The organism is Halomonas sp. (assembly GCF_029263665.1).
Taxonomy (GTDB): domain Bacteria; phylum Pseudomonadota; class Gammaproteobacteria; order Pseudomonadales; family Halomonadaceae; genus Halomonas.
In genome coordinates this window covers 64,766-80,623 of the sequence record NZ_JAJUFQ010000012.1, presented here as the reverse complement: position 1 = coordinate 80,623, position 15,858 = coordinate 64,766, and the positions used below count along the sequence as shown (strand labels likewise).

The 15,858-nt window shown below is 54.7% G+C and carries 13 protein-coding genes; 11 read left to right on the top strand and 2 right to left on the bottom strand.

Going from position 1 to position 15,858, the window contains the following annotated elements:
* Positions 1 to 855: a citryl-CoA lyase gene (locus Q1K07_RS13140; protein ID WP_300311521.1), complete on the top strand. Its 855-nt coding sequence runs from the start codon at positions 1 to 3 to the stop codon at positions 853 to 855.
* A gap of 45 nt (positions 856 to 900) precedes the next feature.
* Here Q1K07_RS13140 and Q1K07_RS13135 read toward each other — a convergent pair whose 3' ends face one another.
* On the bottom strand, positions 901 to 1,368 hold the full coding sequence (locus Q1K07_RS13135; protein ID WP_300311519.1) for a GFA family protein: 468 nt from the start codon (positions 1,366 to 1,368) through the stop codon (positions 901 to 903).
* 32 nt (positions 1,369 to 1,400) lie between these two features.
* Entirely contained in the window at positions 1,401 to 1,868 is a 468-nt protein-coding gene (locus Q1K07_RS13130; RefSeq protein WP_300311516.1) for a phosphatidylglycerophosphatase A, read from the bottom strand.
* 419 nt (positions 1,869 to 2,287) lie between these two features.
* Here Q1K07_RS13130 and tssI point away from each other — a divergent pair, with 419 nt between their 5' ends.
* The 10 genes from tssI (at position 2,288) to Q1K07_RS13080 (ending at position 15,858) form a co-directional block, all read left to right on the top strand.
* Positions 2,288 to 5,116, top strand: a complete 2,829-nt coding sequence (gene tssI, locus Q1K07_RS13125) for a type VI secretion system Vgr family protein (protein ID WP_300311514.1) — start codon at positions 2,288 to 2,290, stop codon at positions 5,114 to 5,116.
* A 29-nt stretch (positions 5,117 to 5,145) separates the two neighbouring features.
* The gene (locus Q1K07_RS13120; protein ID WP_300311512.1) at positions 5,146 to 9,930 is read left to right on the top strand and encodes a polymorphic toxin type 47 domain-containing protein; all 4,785 of its coding nucleotides are present in this window, start codon (positions 5,146 to 5,148) and stop codon (positions 9,928 to 9,930) included.
* A gap of 2 nt (positions 9,931 to 9,932) precedes the next feature.
* Entirely contained in the window at positions 9,933 to 10,379 is a 447-nt protein-coding gene (locus Q1K07_RS13115) for a hypothetical protein (RefSeq protein WP_300311510.1), read from the top strand.
* Positions 10,380 to 10,559: 180 nt separating this feature from the next.
* On the top strand, positions 10,560 to 10,889 hold the full coding sequence (locus Q1K07_RS13110) for a hypothetical protein (protein WP_300311508.1): 330 nt from the start codon (positions 10,560 to 10,562) through the stop codon (positions 10,887 to 10,889).
* Between the two features lie 11 nt (positions 10,890 to 10,900).
* Complete coding sequence (locus Q1K07_RS13105) at positions 10,901 to 11,182, top strand: hypothetical protein (protein ID WP_300311507.1); 282 nt, start codon at positions 10,901 to 10,903, stop codon at positions 11,180 to 11,182.
* A gap of 12 nt (positions 11,183 to 11,194) precedes the next feature.
* Entirely contained in the window at positions 11,195 to 11,533 is a 339-nt protein-coding gene (locus tag Q1K07_RS13100; protein ID WP_300311505.1) for a hypothetical protein, read from the top strand.
* Between the two features lie 543 nt (positions 11,534 to 12,076).
* Positions 12,077 to 12,352, top strand: coding sequence for a hypothetical protein (locus Q1K07_RS13095; protein WP_300311503.1), 276 nt, complete (start codon positions 12,077 to 12,079; stop codon positions 12,350 to 12,352).
* A gap of 412 nt (positions 12,353 to 12,764) precedes the next feature.
* Positions 12,765 to 13,160, top strand: coding sequence for a hypothetical protein (locus Q1K07_RS13090; RefSeq protein WP_300311501.1), 396 nt, complete (start codon positions 12,765 to 12,767; stop codon positions 13,158 to 13,160).
* A 630-nt stretch (positions 13,161 to 13,790) separates the two neighbouring features.
* Entirely contained in the window at positions 13,791 to 15,254 is a 1,464-nt protein-coding gene (locus Q1K07_RS13085; protein WP_300311499.1) for a hypothetical protein, read from the top strand.
* A gap of 94 nt (positions 15,255 to 15,348) precedes the next feature.
* Positions 15,349 to 15,858: a hypothetical protein gene (locus Q1K07_RS13080; protein WP_300311497.1), complete on the top strand. Its 510-nt coding sequence runs from the start codon at positions 15,349 to 15,351 to the stop codon at positions 15,856 to 15,858.

The window sequence follows — 15,858 nt, the reverse complement described above, 5'->3', positions numbered from 1 at the left end:
ATGCCCCTGACAAATGATGACACTGCACAACAGCTTGATCCACGCCATGCCCAGCAGTGGTGGCATACCGACATCATCGATATGAAGCCCGGCGAGATTCGTTATCGCGGGTACCCGATCGAAGAACTTATCGGTCAGGTCAGTTTCGTCGACATGGTATGGCTGATGACCCGGGGAGAGTTGCCCAGCCGTGCAGAGTCGACCCTGCTGGAAGCTGCGCTGGTCAGCGCCGTCGACCACGGCCCGCAGGCCCCCAGCATTGCCATTGCTCGCATGACCATGACTTGTGGCGGCAGCCTCAACAATGCCATGGCATCTGCCGTCAACGTGCTCGATGACGTACATGGCGGTGCGGGAGAGCAGGCTGTCGAGCTCTACCAACGCATTCTGCAATTGAAGAAAGATGGACGCTCTCTGGAAACCGCCGTGCGCGACGGCATTGCCGAGTGGCAGCAATCACGCACCCGGATCATTCCCGGTTTCGGTCATCGCTTTCATCCCCTGGATCCGCGCGCACCAAGGCTTCTGGGCCTGGTGGAAGACGCCGCCGCACGAGGCGAAGTGGCCGGCCACTTCGTCGCTATCGCCCGTGAAATCGAACGCCAGCTGATCGCCATGAAAGACAAGCCGATTCCACTGAATATCGATGGCGCCACAGCAGTAATCTACGCAGAACTGGGCTTCCCTGCCCCTCTGGCACGCGGCCTGTTCTGCCTGTCCCGTTCAGTGGGCATCCTCTCCCACGCCTGGGAACAGCAATGCCAGGGTGGCCGCAACAAGGGACCCATGCCCAAAGGCTGGCTGTGGCCGTATGGCGGACCGGAAAAACGCTCGGTTCCCGAGCGCGGCGCTTGATGAAACAAGCTCAACACAACGGTGTCCTCACCCCGTTCGTGCCGACTATTCGTCGGATGGCCCACTTTTGCCAGACCCGCTCTTGAGAAACTCGATCTCGAAAGGCTCGTCCGTGACATTCCCTTGTTCAAAACGGCTCGCGCCCTCACGGTCACGTTCATATTGCGTCATGTGATCGAACGGCGGCAGCCAGGACTCACGGCGAATCGTCCAGCTTTCGTAGGTGGGCACCAGTTGATTCGGGGCGTCCAGAATCCCCAGGTGTACTTCAATCTCGTCTGCGCTGCGGGCAAACACGGAAGATCCGCAGCGCGGACAGAAAAACCGTCCGGCGTATTCACGAGTTTCCCCTTCGACTGTCACGGCATCCTGAGGGAACACGGCGGATGCGTAAAAAAGCGCCCCGTGATGCTTGCGACAATCGAGGCAATGGCAAAGACCCACCCGATATGGGTTCCCCGACGCCACCATGCGGACATTGCCGCAAAGGCAGCCACCTGTGAATCGTTCCATGCTGCACCTCCTTTCATGCGCGCCCCTGGCCTTCACGCACGAAAAGTACGCCATAGCTTGAGGGTGATGCCGATGACCAGGGCAGCATAGATCGCGGCCACCACATCATCCGCCACGATACCCACGCCACCATATAGGGATTCCACCTGGGCTACGGGCGGCAGCTTGAGAATATCGAATAGGCGAAACAGCCCGAATCCTGCAATCAACAGAGGCAGGCGTCGCACATGCGGATACGCCAACACAGCCAGCGGCATGGCCACCCACTCATCGGCCACGATAGGCGGCATATCGCCTCCGCCGAGCCACAGCGAACCCCAATGGCACAACGGTATTGCCAGAACGATCAGAATGACCGCCACCGTCCAGCGCTTCACTGCGGAATAACGCAGCAACCACCAGGCCAATGGAATGCCCAGCAAGGAACCGAACGTTCCCGGTGCCCAGGGGGAAAGCCCCAGGCCAAGCCCTGACGCCAGCCACAGCAGTATCTCTTGCATCGGGATATTCCCTATCCATCCGAGAAGTACGCATTATCACATCACCATGGCATGCAAGACGATATGTCGCTCTACCGACTGTTGGTATGAAGAGGACAGTTAGATATGGATAGAGGACAGTTAAATCTGGAGAGCGGCAGTTAACATGGAGAGTGTCAGTTAACATGGAGAGTGTCAGGTAAAATGGAAAGTCACTGTTGGCACAGTGAGTGAACGGTATACTCATACATGCACGTACAGTTACATGCTTTGACGGTTATATACATGGAAAGCGAACAATATGTATGAGATCTCGTACATGCGATTAAGCTTTCGCTTACAAAAATAGCTATCAACCCCGCTGTGTTGAACAGCCTGCTTACTGTAAGGTGCACAACAGCTGAGGATTGGGTGATATTGGCGCAGAGGAAGACGACATCATGTTCACGGATGATTCCAGTGACCTGTTGGCCCGCATTCTGTCGGGACCGCTGTCACAAAACGAGCGTTTGCTGACACTGCAGTTGGGTGGCACGGACATGATCCCCCACCGGCTGGTCGGCGAAGAGCGTATCTCGCGCCCCTTCACCTATACCCTGGATGTCATCTCCCAGCGCGGCGACATCGAACTCAAGAGCCTGATTGCCCAGCCGGCGCAACTGACCGTACGTCAGTCCGATGGCCGCTATCGCCCACTGCATGGGCTGGTGGAATCGGCTGCCCTGCTCGGAGAAGATGGCGGCGTCTATTATTACCAACTCGTTCTGATGCCGTGGCTGGCCATGCTCAACCTTGGGCGTGACAGCCGCATCTTCCAGGACAAGACTGTCGTCGAGATTCTCGACGCCGTATTCGAACAGCACGATACCGCCCAGGGTCGCTGGCGTTTCGACCTGCGGCGTGAATATCCGCCGCGCAGCTTTTGTGTCCAGTACCGCGAGAGCGATGCCCATTTCGTCAGCCGGCTGATGGAACAAGAAGGCCTGTTCTATTACTGGGAACACGCTGATTCGGAAGGCGACTTCAGCGGCCATCGGCTGGTCATTACCGATGATGTGGCGACCTGCATGCCGGTGGCACCACAGACCATCCGCTTCCACCGCCAGGCCGCCACCGAGCATGAAGACGCCATCACCCAGTGGAGCGGCCAACGCCGCCAGCAGGCCAAGCGCGTCAGCCTCGCCACCTTCGATTACAAGCAACCGCGGCTGGAAAAACGCACCAGCCTGGAGACCATTCGCGATCAGGGCAACCTGCCGGATATCGAAGTCTACGATTACCCTGGCGAGTACTATTACCACGACTATCCACGTGGCGAGCGCCTGACCGTCAACCGCATGGAGGCGCTGGAATCCCGCGCCAAGCGTTTCCACGGCGCCGGTGGTACCCGCCAACTACAGGTCGGCCAGTGGTTCGAGCTCAGCCAGCATGCGCGTCATTCGCATGGTGATGAAAGCGAACGCCAGTTCCTGGTGCTTGGCCTGAGCGTGCATGCCGAAAATGCCCTGCCCGTCTCGGCCCATCTACGCACCTTGCCGGGCAGCCTGCAGGAACCGCTGGCCAAGGCACGCAAGGCACATGGGCTCGAGGATGACAGCCAGCACCGCGACGACTATCAGCAGGCCGGCACCGGCCATTACCTGGTCGATTTTGAAGCCCAGCGTCTCAGCCAGCCTTACCGTTCGACCCTCGATCACCCTCGCCCGGAGGTGACAGGGCCGCAGACCGCGATCGTGGTCGGGCCGGAAGACGAGGAGATTCACACCGATCACCTCAACCGGGTGAAAGTGCAGTTCCATTGGGATCGCCAGGGCCAGCGCAACGACCATTCCAGCTGCTGGCTGCGCGTTTCCCAACCCAATGCCGATGCTGGCTGGGGCGGCGTGTTCGTACCGCGTATCGGCCAGGAAATGATCGTTTCCTTCCTTGAAAGCGATCCTGACCGGCCCATGATTACTGGCCGGGTGTACAACGGCGATCAGACCCCGGAATGGCACAGCAACGGCATTCTGTCCGGGTTCAAGACCAAGACCTATCGCGGTGGCAAGTACAACGAACTGGTGTTCGACGATGCCACCGACCAGGAGCGGATACGGCTCAATTCGGAGAATGAAAAGAGTCAGCTCAACCTGGGCTATCTGATTCACCAGAACGGCAATGCTCGTGGCGCTTTCCGTGGCACCGGCTTCGAGTTGCGCTCCGACGCCTACGGCGCCATTCGTGCCGACAAGGGCTTGCTATTGACCAGTTGGGGGCAGATCGATGCGGGAGGCGAACAACTCGACCTCACGCCTGCCACCGAGCAACTGCATAGCGCCCACCGCCTCGCCGACAGCCTGAGCGACAGTGCCACGCAGCACAACGCCGAAGCCCTTGAAGCACGCGACAACATCAAACAGGCCGGTGACGATAGCCAGGGCCGCCATGCACCACACGGCACGGAGACTGCCACCAATACGGACCAGTCCACCGCCCAAGGTGCCAGCCAGGCAGGTCGCGGCGAAGCCGCCCGCCTAGAAGCGTCCTGGCTGCACCTCAGCTCGCCAGCCGGTATTGCCCTGAGCACGCCCTCTTCCACCCACTTCGCCCAGGAAAAGTCGCTCAGCGTGACCAGCGGTGAAGACATCAACCTGGCCACCGGCAAGAGCCTGATCGGTGCCCTGGGCAACAAGCTCTCGCTGTTCGTGCAGCGTGCCGGCATCAAGCTGTTCGCCGCCAAGGGCAAGGTGGACGTTCAGGCCCAGAGTGACGAGATGGCCCTGACCGCCGAAAAGGACCTCAAGGTCACCTCTACCGAGCAAAGCGTCAACCTTGCCGCGGCCGAGGAAGTCCTGCTGGTCTGCGGTGGTGCCTATGTGCTCATCAAGGGTGGCAACATCGACCTCCACGCCCCGGGCAAGATCGATGTCAAAGGCGTTTTGCAGCGCCTGGGCGGCCCGACCAGCATGAGTTATGCGTTGGAAGGCTTGCCTAATAGCACGCCTTCCAACCTGGATCTGGAGCATGTGTACGCCAACGGCGAACCGGTATCAGGAGCAGCCTATCGTGCCACATTGCCCGATGGCTCAGTGTTAACAGGAGTCCTGGACGATCTGGGCAAGGCCTCGTTGGCCGGCGTGTCACCAGGCGGAGTCGAAGTCGAGTACTTCCAGGACCCGGATGACATTGAACAAAGGCCCCAGGAATGGGCACGTAATCGGGCAGCGCCACCAGATCTCTCCGCCTTGGCAAGTGGTAGCAAGCTCAGTAACGATGAATCAGCCAGCTAAGTCCGGTATAGAACGACAGGGAATTCACCATGACCGACCAGACATCGGATAACAACATACCGGATGAACTCCGCGAACTGGGCATCAACATGCGCGTGGTCACGGAGGCGATTGATGCGCCTCCGCAAACACCCAATGTGGATGTTGATCTGGAGCCAGAAAACAGTACCGCACTTCGCATCGTGCGAGAGGCAGCTTACATGCTGCCCGTGGTGGGTAATGTCATGTCACTGGCGGATGTGGCCCAGGATGTCATGGTGCTGTGCGAAGACGATGAGAAAGGGTTGCCGAATACCCAGAACACCTGGCTATGGGTCATTCTCGTCATCGATGCTGTCGGGGTTATTCCTGCTGCAGGAAATGCCTCACGCTCCATTCGAGCAGGTGCACGAGAAGCGATCCTGACCTTCATTCGTGGCGAGGGCATTGCCATCGTCGCCGAAATTTTATGGGACAAGGCTGGCGGCGCAGCGCTGGACTTTGCCGCCAAAATGCATAAATGGCTGGAGCAGCAAAAACCTGAACTGAAGAAGTTCATTTCCGATATCGTTTCCAAACTGCAGTTGCTGGTTGCCAACCCCGTAGATGGCGCGCAGCAGTTGGGGCTTATTGAAAGCAACCCCGGGTTCTGGGATTTTTACGAACGCGGCAAGACATATGGATTCGAGCTCTTCGACAAACTGATCGAAGCCTTTGGTGAAGATGCCCGCCAAGCGCTGCTCCAGGCCTTGAGTGACCTGGGCGTGGCTGCCAAGGACATGGTCATCAAAGCCATCGACAACCTGCTTCCCGTGGTGGTGGGTTTGGCGGTAGCCATGGTCGCCTACAAGACCCGCAAGGCCAATGTGACCAAACGGGCACAGGCCAGCACAGGGCAACCCAATCGACACCAGCTCAACGCCAGAAGACAGCAATCAACACATGAAGGACGTAAGCCCAGCAAGACCCCGGCGAACTGTGCCTGTGGTGTTGCCGGAGCGAAAGTCCCGCTACAGACAAGTAATCACCCCATCGACTATGCCATGGGGGACGAAAACCTGTGGCATACCGATTTCCACGTTGCAGGCTTGATGGATGTCGAGTGGGTGCGTTTCTACCGTTCCAGCATCGACCAGCTTGATGACAGCGAACTCGGTGCACGCTGGAGTACGCCCTACCACCAGCGTTTCGAGCGGCATGGAGAACAACTGGTCTTCATCGATGTCCTGAACCGTGCTCTCGACATTGAGCCCCTCGCCATTGGTGAGAGCCGCATCCAACCCCGCGAACGCTTCACACTTAGCCATCCCGATGCAGATCATTACGTTCTGAGCTACCTGAACGGCACTACTGAGCGCTATCAGCGACTGCAGACAGCCGATGACAGTGCTATGCATTTCCGCCTGGTGGAACAGCGCGAGCGTGATGGCCGCGCTCTGACCCTGAGCTACCATAACGGCCGCCTGGATCGCATCACCGATGGCGCAGCTCTGGAGCTTGGCTTCCACTATTACGACAACGGCCTGCTTGAGCGGGTGGTTCGCCGCTATCCACAAGGCTCTGGCAGCACGGAAGCGGTACATGAACCAGAAGTCCTTGCGCTATATGCCTACGACGATGAGCGCAACCTGATTGCCCATCAAGATGCCCGGGACTATCGCCGCGAGTACCGCTACACCCATCACCTGCTGACGCACTACACCAACCTGAATGGTCAAGGTGTCGAGCTGACCTGGGAGTGGCCGGGCAAGGATACAGGGGCACTGCCGGAAGCGCGTGAAGCACGCTGTGTGCGTACCCGCCTGGAAGATGGCAGCGAAGATACCCGCTTCGAGTACCATCGCGAGCTTTGGTATACGCGAGTGACCGACGCCCAAGGTGTCGTCACTATCTATCGCTACAACTATCACAACGAGATCGAATCGATCTCTCATCCTTTCAACCCAGAACTGGGTAGTGAATATTGGCAATGGGATAGCCAGGGGCGCATGGTCGCGCATACCGATGGCGAAGGCCGCTCAAGCCACTACCGCTATGACGCCCAGGGACATGTCACCTCGTTCACGGATTCAGCGGGCCTCACAACCCGCATCGAGTACAACGAACAGGGACTTCCTGTACGTGTCACCGACCCGGAAGGGCGAGTCCACGAGACACGTTTTGACCGCAATGGCTTGCCGACGCAGGAAGTCGCCCCCAGTGGCCGCAAGACCATCTTCGAGCACGACGAACGAGGCCTGCTCACCGCGCTGACCGATGCCGCCGGCAATACCTATCGCTATGAGTGGAACGATCAGGGGTTGCTGGTCAGTGCCAGCGACTGTTCACAGAAGACCACCCGCTACCATTACGACCATCGCGGTCATCTCCGCGAGGTGATCGATGCAACAGGCAACCGCACACATTACGCCCTGGATGCCGGCGGCCTACTACTGAGCATCCAGCATGCCGATGGCGGCACCGAGACCTTTGCCCACGATGGTGAAGGCAACCTGATCGAATACCTTGATCCTGCTGGTCACAAGACCCGCTACCGTTATAACGCCGAAAACCTGTTGCTGGAGAGACGCGACCCGTTGGGACAGTCTCTCGCCTATCAATATGATCGCCTGAATCGCCCGGCTCATCTGATCAACCAGAACGGTGATATCTGGAGCTTTCGCTACGACGGCAGCGGTCGCGTACTGAGTGAGCGCGGCTTCGATGGCCGCACCAAGACCTATCAGTACGACATGGCTGGCTACCTGGCGGAAATGCACGAAGGCGAGCAGGTCACACGCTTCCGCAGGGACAGTTTCGGCCGGCTGCTCAAACGCACCACTGAGCGCCCCGGCATGTCGCCAGTGAAGACAGACTTTGCCTATGATGCCCAGGGCCGCCTGGTGCGTGCCGCCAATCTCGACAGCGAGACCCGTTTCCATTTCGACGCTGCCGACAACCTGATCGCCGAGATACAGCATCACCAGTTGCCCAATGGCAGCGAATATCGCTCTGTCACCCGTCACACCTACGATGCCCTGGGTAATCGCGAGACCACTACCCTGCCGGATGGCCAGACACTGAGCTGGCTGCGCTATGGCTCCGGCCATGTGCATGCCATGGCCCTGGACCAGCAGGAACTGATCGGCTTCGAACGTGATGACCTGCATCGCGAAGTGCGTCGTCATCATCGTGGACGCGAGACACAGCTACGCTATGACCCAGTGGGCCGCCTGATTGGACAAGAAGTGCATCAGGCCGGCGGGCGCAAGATCCAACGCCAATGGCACTATGCCGAGAATGGTCTGCTCACGGCCATCGATGACAACCTGCGCGGCACCACTCGCTATGGCTACGACCCCCTGGGTCGACTGAAAAGCGCCATTTCGCCGGTTCGCGAAGAGCACTTTGCCTTCGATCCCGCCGGTAATCTGATCGATCCCCTAGACCCAGGCGAAGACGGGACTACCGCAGCCACCCGCTGGCGTCAGGAGCGCCCGAGTGACGCCTTCGACCATGAACCGCACGAACATATCCGTGTGGATTATCCCAATGCGCCCAAGTTGTCACCGGCCATGGGCAACCTGCTCAAGCGCTACGCAGGCACCCATTATCACTACGACGACTTTGGCAATCTGCAGCGCCATATCGCCCCCAACGGCGAAACCTGGGAATACCGCTACAATGCCGAGCACCGCCTGACCGAAGTCAGCCGCTTCGCTCAGGCCCCGGCCGCCGGTGATGACAGCACACCACTGATCCGCGCCCAGTACGCCTATGACGCCCTGGGGCGGCGAATCTACAAGCATGTCGAGCAACAAGGCCAACCCTGCGAACTGACCGTGTTCACCTGGGACGGCGACCTGCTGCAGAGTGAAGAACGCTTCCAGGGCAATATGCAGGCATCTCGTGCCTTCGCCCTACCCGAGCTCGAGCCGGAAGATCCAGAGCGCCGCTTCTCGTTGCCGCTGGCCCAGCGTCAGCAGATGCTGACCGAGATTCCCGGCATCATCCCGCAGCGTCGCGTGGTGTATCTGTTCGAACCGGACAGTTTCATTCCCGCAGCCAAGCTGGAAGCCCGCTACGAAGCCGTCACCCAGGCCACCGGTACCCAGGCCTACGGCTTCACCCTGTATCAACTGGCGCAACCCGCGCTCTACTACTTCCAGACCGACCACCTCGGTACCCCGCTGGAAGTCACCGACAGCGACGGCCAACTGGCCTGGGTCGGCCATTACCGCGCCTGGGGCAAGCTGGAAAAAGCCAATGACGGCAACAACCAGCAAGCATCAACGGATAACCCCTTCCGTTTCCAAGGCCAGTACCACGACCCAGAAACCGGACTGCACTACAACCGCCACCGCTACTATGATCCAGAGATAGGCCGCTTCACCACCCAGGACCCCATCGGCCTGATGGGTGGCGAGAACCTGTATCAGTACGCGCCTAACCCGACTGGGTGGGTGGATCCGCTGGGGTTGAATAAATGTAAATGTGGAGAAGGCCTTTCTGGGAAGAATTGGTCATTTAACTCAGAGAAAGATGTGGACCTCAGAGGTACGGGGAAAGGATATAGAGATGGATTAGATGAAGCCTTTAATAGAACAGGTCTATCTCGAGATCAGTTTGAAGTAACCAAATGGGGAAAAGATGCAAATGGGAAATCCATTCCTGTTGAGTGGCAAGGGCCAGGAGGAGCAAGTGTAAACATGGATATTCCAGAGTGGAATAATGTAAAACCAGGAGGAAGTCTTGGTGAAGGTCCTCATGCACCTCACATTGGTTACCAAACAGCTGGAAAACCAAGAACAAGAGGTCATATATTTGTGGACAATGTCCCAGCGACCAGGAGGTAAAAATGGAACTTCACAAATTTAATCACGCATATGAGTTGCTATCAGTGGCTAGAAAAATTGGTATTACTGTTGAGCTACTAGATCAAGAAGAAGCTAGGCATTATATTATCGAAGTGATGGAAAAGTTCTCCCCTTGGAAAAAGGAGGGCCACCTATCGCTAGGGGATGACAGTAATACTCTATCCACGGAGGAATATGAGGACAAGTTCTCTTTTCTTCTAGGGAATGATGCTGCTTATATATTTTTTGAACAGAACCATATAAATAAGAATACAGTGATAAAAGTTAAAAATGCATCAAGGCTTTCTGAGTTAATGACAAACAGTTACGGCATGGAGTATTTTATCTCAGACTCAAATGCAAGATATTTAATATCAGTAAATTGGTATTCTATACAATGGAAAGGTGATATAGATCTCAGTCCAATAGCCAAGCCCCGAAAGGACTGAAAATCTTATATGGGGAAATGAAGAAGCCTTATATATAAAATCACCAGTAAATTATAAATAATATATTTTCGTTGACATAGAAGCATCATCGTTATCACACTTGTTTCTAGCTAGGACCCTATCGGCCAGAACCTGTATCAGTACGCCCCCAACCCGACGGGATGGGTGGATCCGCTGGGGTTGAGTAAAGGAAAGAATTGTAATTGTGGTGGTGGATCTCAGGGGAGTAAATCTCCTCATATAGACCCAAAGAATGTAGCCAACAAGACTCCTGATCAAATCGATGCTCATGCTAAAGAGAATGGGCTGATACCAAAAGGCCCTGATCCTAAAGCAGGAAAAGGAGCCTATGTTGACCCTGAGACAGGTACTCAGCGGGTTTTGTGCCACACTAATTGTGATAGCCCCCATGCGCATGTAAATAATTCACAAAGGCAGCGGTTAGATATTAATGGCAATACAGTTGCACCAGAATCTCCAGAAGCACATTTGCCTATAAACTACCCATGAGGAGCACCGACATGATGCACGACTGGACTTTACTCAGCATAAACTTTGAATGGGAAAAAGGAGTTACATTAATAAATCTAAGAAACCCGAAATCTCAAGAAGTTTCTGTGGTTGCAAGGGGCACAAAAAAATTAATCATACCTCGCCAAGAAGGCTGGGGCCCTAGTGTATCAATCAATGATACCGAAGGTCCTTTCCCCCTTGAAAACGGAAACCTCTACTTTTCCTTAGAGATACAGTCAGGTGATAACATTGAGTTAGAAGCAAAGGGTATTTCTCTTCCTCATAGCTAGGATATTATTGCTATGAACAGATTTGATGCCTTAAGAGACCTGATAGGCTTTAACAAACCTGTATCTGTTTTATCAGATACCTTAAAAAATTACGAATGGGACTATGATGGGGAACCATTTATCATAACTCCATTATATGTCAGAAAGATATTGATCCGGTTTCTTAACAAGGAATTTTCTGCTCAAGATCTAGAAGATTGGGCAAATTTAATTGAAGGGCGAGAAGATCTTGAGTTTGAAGAAGCATATAACGATGAAATTGAGAACATAATTTATTCTCTAGCAAACCCTGTCCTGCAAGGAGAAATAACTTTTGACTCTTGTTCTCAGCTATTGAAAACACTAGGTTGAGTACAAATCCACATCGTCCTGTATCATTTGGATAGCCCTGAAGCAGCAATGCTTCCAGGCCAACCGTTTCGGTAATTCACTGGAATTACCGATAACGACGACCAGCTGATCTGAAGAAATTACTGTGCTAAAGGTAGTCCTCTTCGCCATCCATCGGCCTGATGGGTGGCGAGAATCTGTATCAGTACGCACCGAATCCGACGGGGTGGGTGGATCCACTGGGGTTGAGTGGTTGAACGGAAAACCTGCCAGCACCCCTGTGGGACGATCTGGGCAACAGAATTCCTTCCCTAATCCCAACGCTCCGCGTCCTAGGAATGCTCCTGAAGTAATTAACGGGAGGCCATATAGTGAACATGCTATTGATCGTATGCAGGAGCGAGGGTATACCCCATCGGTAGAAGAGAATGCTATCAATAATGGCACATCCACTGTCGGCAATAAGCCTAACACCCTGCTCCCTACCGATATGGGGAACAACCTCAAAGTAATTACTAATTCTGAAACAGGAAATGTTGTAACTGTTATTCCTGGAGTTAATTGATGATGGATAATAGAAGTTCCAAGCTTTACACTGCTGTACGTGAGGCAACCCATAACCAATGGGACCCGATCGGGGTTTGCGCATACTCAAATGAGATGGGGGAATATGATGGATATATTCCTAAATTATGTGAACTTCTGTTGAAAGATGCGTCAGAAGACGAGATCTCTGAATTTCTATGGATCGTAGAAACAGAAAGCATGGGCCTTTCTGGCGATAAAAATGCCACCCGTGAATTTAGCAAGAAACTCATCGAGCTGAGAGAACAATTTTAAATAATCCCTACCACTAACACTAAATTCACTATATGAAGAAATATCAAGGTCACACACTGTAGACCTTGCTATAGTCCTAAACCCACTATGATCCAGAGATAGGCCGCCTTACCACCCAGGACCCTATCGGCCTGTTGGGTAGCGAAAACCGGTATCAGTACGCCCCCAACCCACGACGCCTGCACCGATTTCATGGATGGCTCAACACTTTCGAGATAAAACCTTGCCCCAAGTCAACAAAACAAATTCATGGCTATTGGCGAGGTGAATAATGCTTCAGTTATCCTCTCAACACAGAGGATATCTCCCCTGTGACTGCTCTCCCGGAGCTGACGATTGTCTTGATATCCGCCGTATGCATTCGGTCTCTTTTCAGATAGAGTCTTGATTCCATTGATAGGGAGTAATCTTCATGAAACGCATCATCCTGACTGTTCTATTACTTGCCACAGTGTCTGGCTTATCAGCGTGTACAACGACTCAACCCATTCATGATGTTGAGAAACAGGCCGTTACATCGTCAGCAAGTCAAGATGAAGTGCGTCAAGCCATTGTTGATGCTGCAACAAGCCTTGGATGGGTGATTACCGACGATTACGACAATGAAATCACGGCAGTCCTTGATATCCGCACTCATCAAGCGACAGTGAGTATTCCTTATTCAAGTCACGATTATTCCATTCTTTACAAGAATTCCATCAATCTGAATCACAGCGGTGACAAGATTCATCGCAACTATAATAATTGGGTGGCTAATCTTGATCGAGAGATTCGCCGCAATCTCAATATTGCAAGAACAGACCTCTGAGCGATATAGAGGAAAATGGGCTAATCCGTCATTACCGCCCCAAAGGAACGGATCTACCGATATACAGCTTGAAGGAGTTGGATGCCTCTTCCTTCAAGCTGAACATGCTCGCCGACTTATTCAAAGCCCCTAGCACAGCCCCTTTCCCCATACAGGCAGGATGGTATCTATCCGCCTCTCGCCCCTGGTCCGCTGGGTCACTTAAGTAGCAGATATCTCACACTCATAGTCATTTATTTCTTACATCTTTTCTATGAGATCAGACCTAGTCTGCGAGTGTGATGCAACTAGTTTCGCATGTATTCATTTCCCACGGATGGCCTCACCCCTCCTGTCTCTTCACTGGCAGACCAATGACGGATCTCAGTCATGCCATGGTCGCCATGCGGTGACGCTCCAGGAGATCCCGCAACAGGGATGTTACCCAGATCAGCAATATGCAGGGACCAGCGGTGCTTGATGGCTTGAGTTCAGGTTGAGCAACGAGCTATTCCGTGGTCTCCGGACGGCGCGATTGTCGTGTCCGCAATTTCAATGACGATTCGGATAGAGATAACAGACAAGTTCGGAATCACAGCATCATACCTATGTCCTGACAGCTTCATCGACATCGAGAATGGAGAAAGTCACATGCACGGACAATGGAGTAAATATAAAGACCGTGGGCAGTTGGTTGCCTCTGACCGCCAGGCAAAAACGCAACCGCTGCTGAAACATGGATATTACGCAGGTATCACACTGATCGGGCTGATGGCCTGTAGCCTTTCCACCAGCTTGTCAGCGCAGGAGACAAGTCAGGCGGAATCTGCAGACAATACCACTACCGCTCCCACGAACACTCTCACAAGCACTCCCTCAAACACTTTGCCAACACTGAACTCGACCATCCCGCTTGAAATCACCTCCACCAAGAGCCCGGTCACACTCGAATCATTGCAACACGACTTCGATGTCTTTTCCTGGCAGAGCTTCATTGCGCTGAACTGGCCAGCGACTGCCGACGGTCAGCCGAACAACGATATGGTGATCGGCCAGGATCCTGGCGGGCCCGTTGTCTGGCAAAGCTGGCGAGAGAGCCGTTCGATCTTCCTGCCTGGTGGTGCCCAACCACCGGCCTGGGGACAAGGTAGCGCTGTGCCCGAGGTATGCCAGGGTATCGACCCTGACTCCATTCCCCCGGGTACCCTCCATCTGACCCAGGTAGGCAAGACCCCCGACGTGCTGGATGAAAGCGAAGAACCGTTCGAGACCGGCCCCCTGATCGATCAGAACGGCCAATATACGCGCTACGAGATCCTCACCAACGAAACCATGTTCAACTACGTGTTGGACAACCAGCTCTATTCGAAAGCGGGCCAGCAGACCTTCGACAAAACCAACGATGTGGCTTTCCCATCGAGCAACACCAAGACGCAGGAGGTGGGATCCATCATGCTGAAGGCCGCCTGGATCATCATGGGCGGCAAATACGACGAGACGAAGTACCACACGTCTTACGCACTGGTGTACAACAATCCGGCCGAGCAGCCCGGCGTCAAACCGGCTTGTAGCCTGGAAAAGGTCGGGTTGGTGGGCTTTCATATCGCCCATAAGACCCAAAAAGAACCCCAGTGGGTCTGGTCCACTTTCGAGCACGTGGCTAACGTGCCCACCCAGCACGAAAAACCTCAATTGAGCGCCTACAATTTTTACGACGCCAGTTGCACTGACTGCCCGGTCAATGAGCCGCCACCGCGCCCCTGGAACCCGGGAAACAGCCACAGCCCTCCCTCGCAAATCGAACGCGTGATTCCTATCACCGCGGACACCAAGGCGCTCAACGAGCTGTACCACAAAGCCCTGAGCACCGCAGTGCCGGACTCCGTGTGGGTGAACTACGAATTGGTGAGCACTCAGTGGCCCACCAATGCAAAAAGCACGACCGACCCGACGGGAGTGCCAGCGCCCTCCTTCCTCGCCAATACCACGCTGGAAACCTATATCCAGGGTGAAGTCAAGCAGACCTCCAGCAGTTGCATGGCCTGCCACAACAACGCTACCGACACGGCCGGCGCCTTCTCCGACTTCACCTATTTATTGCAGCGAGCCCAGTAGCGATTGCAACGAGCCCAGCAACGATTAGAACAAGCCCAGCAAGAGCGTGACGAGCCCAACGAGAAGGTTCGCAACGCTTGAGGAGGACTATCTCATGAGCAGCAATGACGACATGGCCAATTTCATCGGCCTGAGCGCTGTCCTGACCGGATTCAATGCCAACATTCTCAACCCTTTTCTGGATCCGGTGAATATCAAGTCAGAGTACCTGCCGTTTTTTTGCGCAAAAATCGCAGAGGAATCCAAGAACCCGGAGCTGGTGGCAAACATTTTTGCCAAATTCGCCCAACTCCATGACCAGACAGATCCCAAGTTGAGCGATCAGCAGATCGGCGAAGCAATGCTCGACCCCGCCAACGGCGCCGACTTCGTTCTCGCCTGCCGCAAGCTGATTTTCATGTGGTACTCAGGAGCCTGGCCAACCATCATCCCGGCCTCATCAACCGCGCCAGCCACCACCGTCAGCGAGATCATCTCCGCCAAGAGCTATACCTGCGGCCTCGCCTGGCAGGTAATGCAATCGCATCCAATGGGGGATTCCAACCTCCATTATGGCTACTGGGCCAAGGCGCCCATCCCGCTTAGCGACTACACCGGCAACTGA

Bases quoted from the DNA above. Each gene is read 5' to 3' on its own strand.
- Q1K07_RS13120 (WP_300311512.1), top strand. From the start codon at position 5,146: ATGACCGACCAGACATCGGATAACAACATACCGGATGAACTCCGCGAA.
- Q1K07_RS13140 (WP_300311521.1), top strand. From the start codon at position 1: ATGCCCCTGACAAATGATGACACTGCACAACAGCTTGATCCACGCCAT.
- Q1K07_RS13080 (WP_300311497.1), top strand. From the start codon at position 15,349: ATGAGCAGCAATGACGACATGGCCAATTTCATCGGCCTGAGCGCTGTC.
- Q1K07_RS13135 (WP_300311519.1), bottom strand. From the start codon at position 1,368: ATGGAACGATTCACAGGTGGCTGCCTTTGCGGCAATGTCCGCATGGTG.
- Q1K07_RS13085 (WP_300311499.1), top strand. From the start codon at position 13,791: ATGCACGGACAATGGAGTAAATATAAAGACCGTGGGCAGTTGGTTGCC.
- Q1K07_RS13095 (WP_300311503.1), top strand. From the start codon at position 12,077: ATGATGGATAATAGAAGTTCCAAGCTTTACACTGCTGTACGTGAGGCA.
- Q1K07_RS13100 (WP_300311505.1), top strand. From the start codon at position 11,195: ATGAACAGATTTGATGCCTTAAGAGACCTGATAGGCTTTAACAAACCT.
- Q1K07_RS13090 (WP_300311501.1), top strand. From the start codon at position 12,765: ATGAAACGCATCATCCTGACTGTTCTATTACTTGCCACAGTGTCTGGC.
- Q1K07_RS13105 (WP_300311507.1), top strand. From the start codon at position 10,901: ATGATGCACGACTGGACTTTACTCAGCATAAACTTTGAATGGGAAAAA.
- tssI (WP_300311514.1), top strand. From the start codon at position 2,288: ATGTTCACGGATGATTCCAGTGACCTGTTGGCCCGCATTCTGTCGGGA.
- Q1K07_RS13115 (WP_300311510.1), top strand. From the start codon at position 9,933: ATGGAACTTCACAAATTTAATCACGCATATGAGTTGCTATCAGTGGCT.
- Q1K07_RS13130 (WP_300311516.1), bottom strand. From the start codon at position 1,868: ATGCAAGAGATACTGCTGTGGCTGGCGTCAGGGCTTGGCCTGGGGCTT.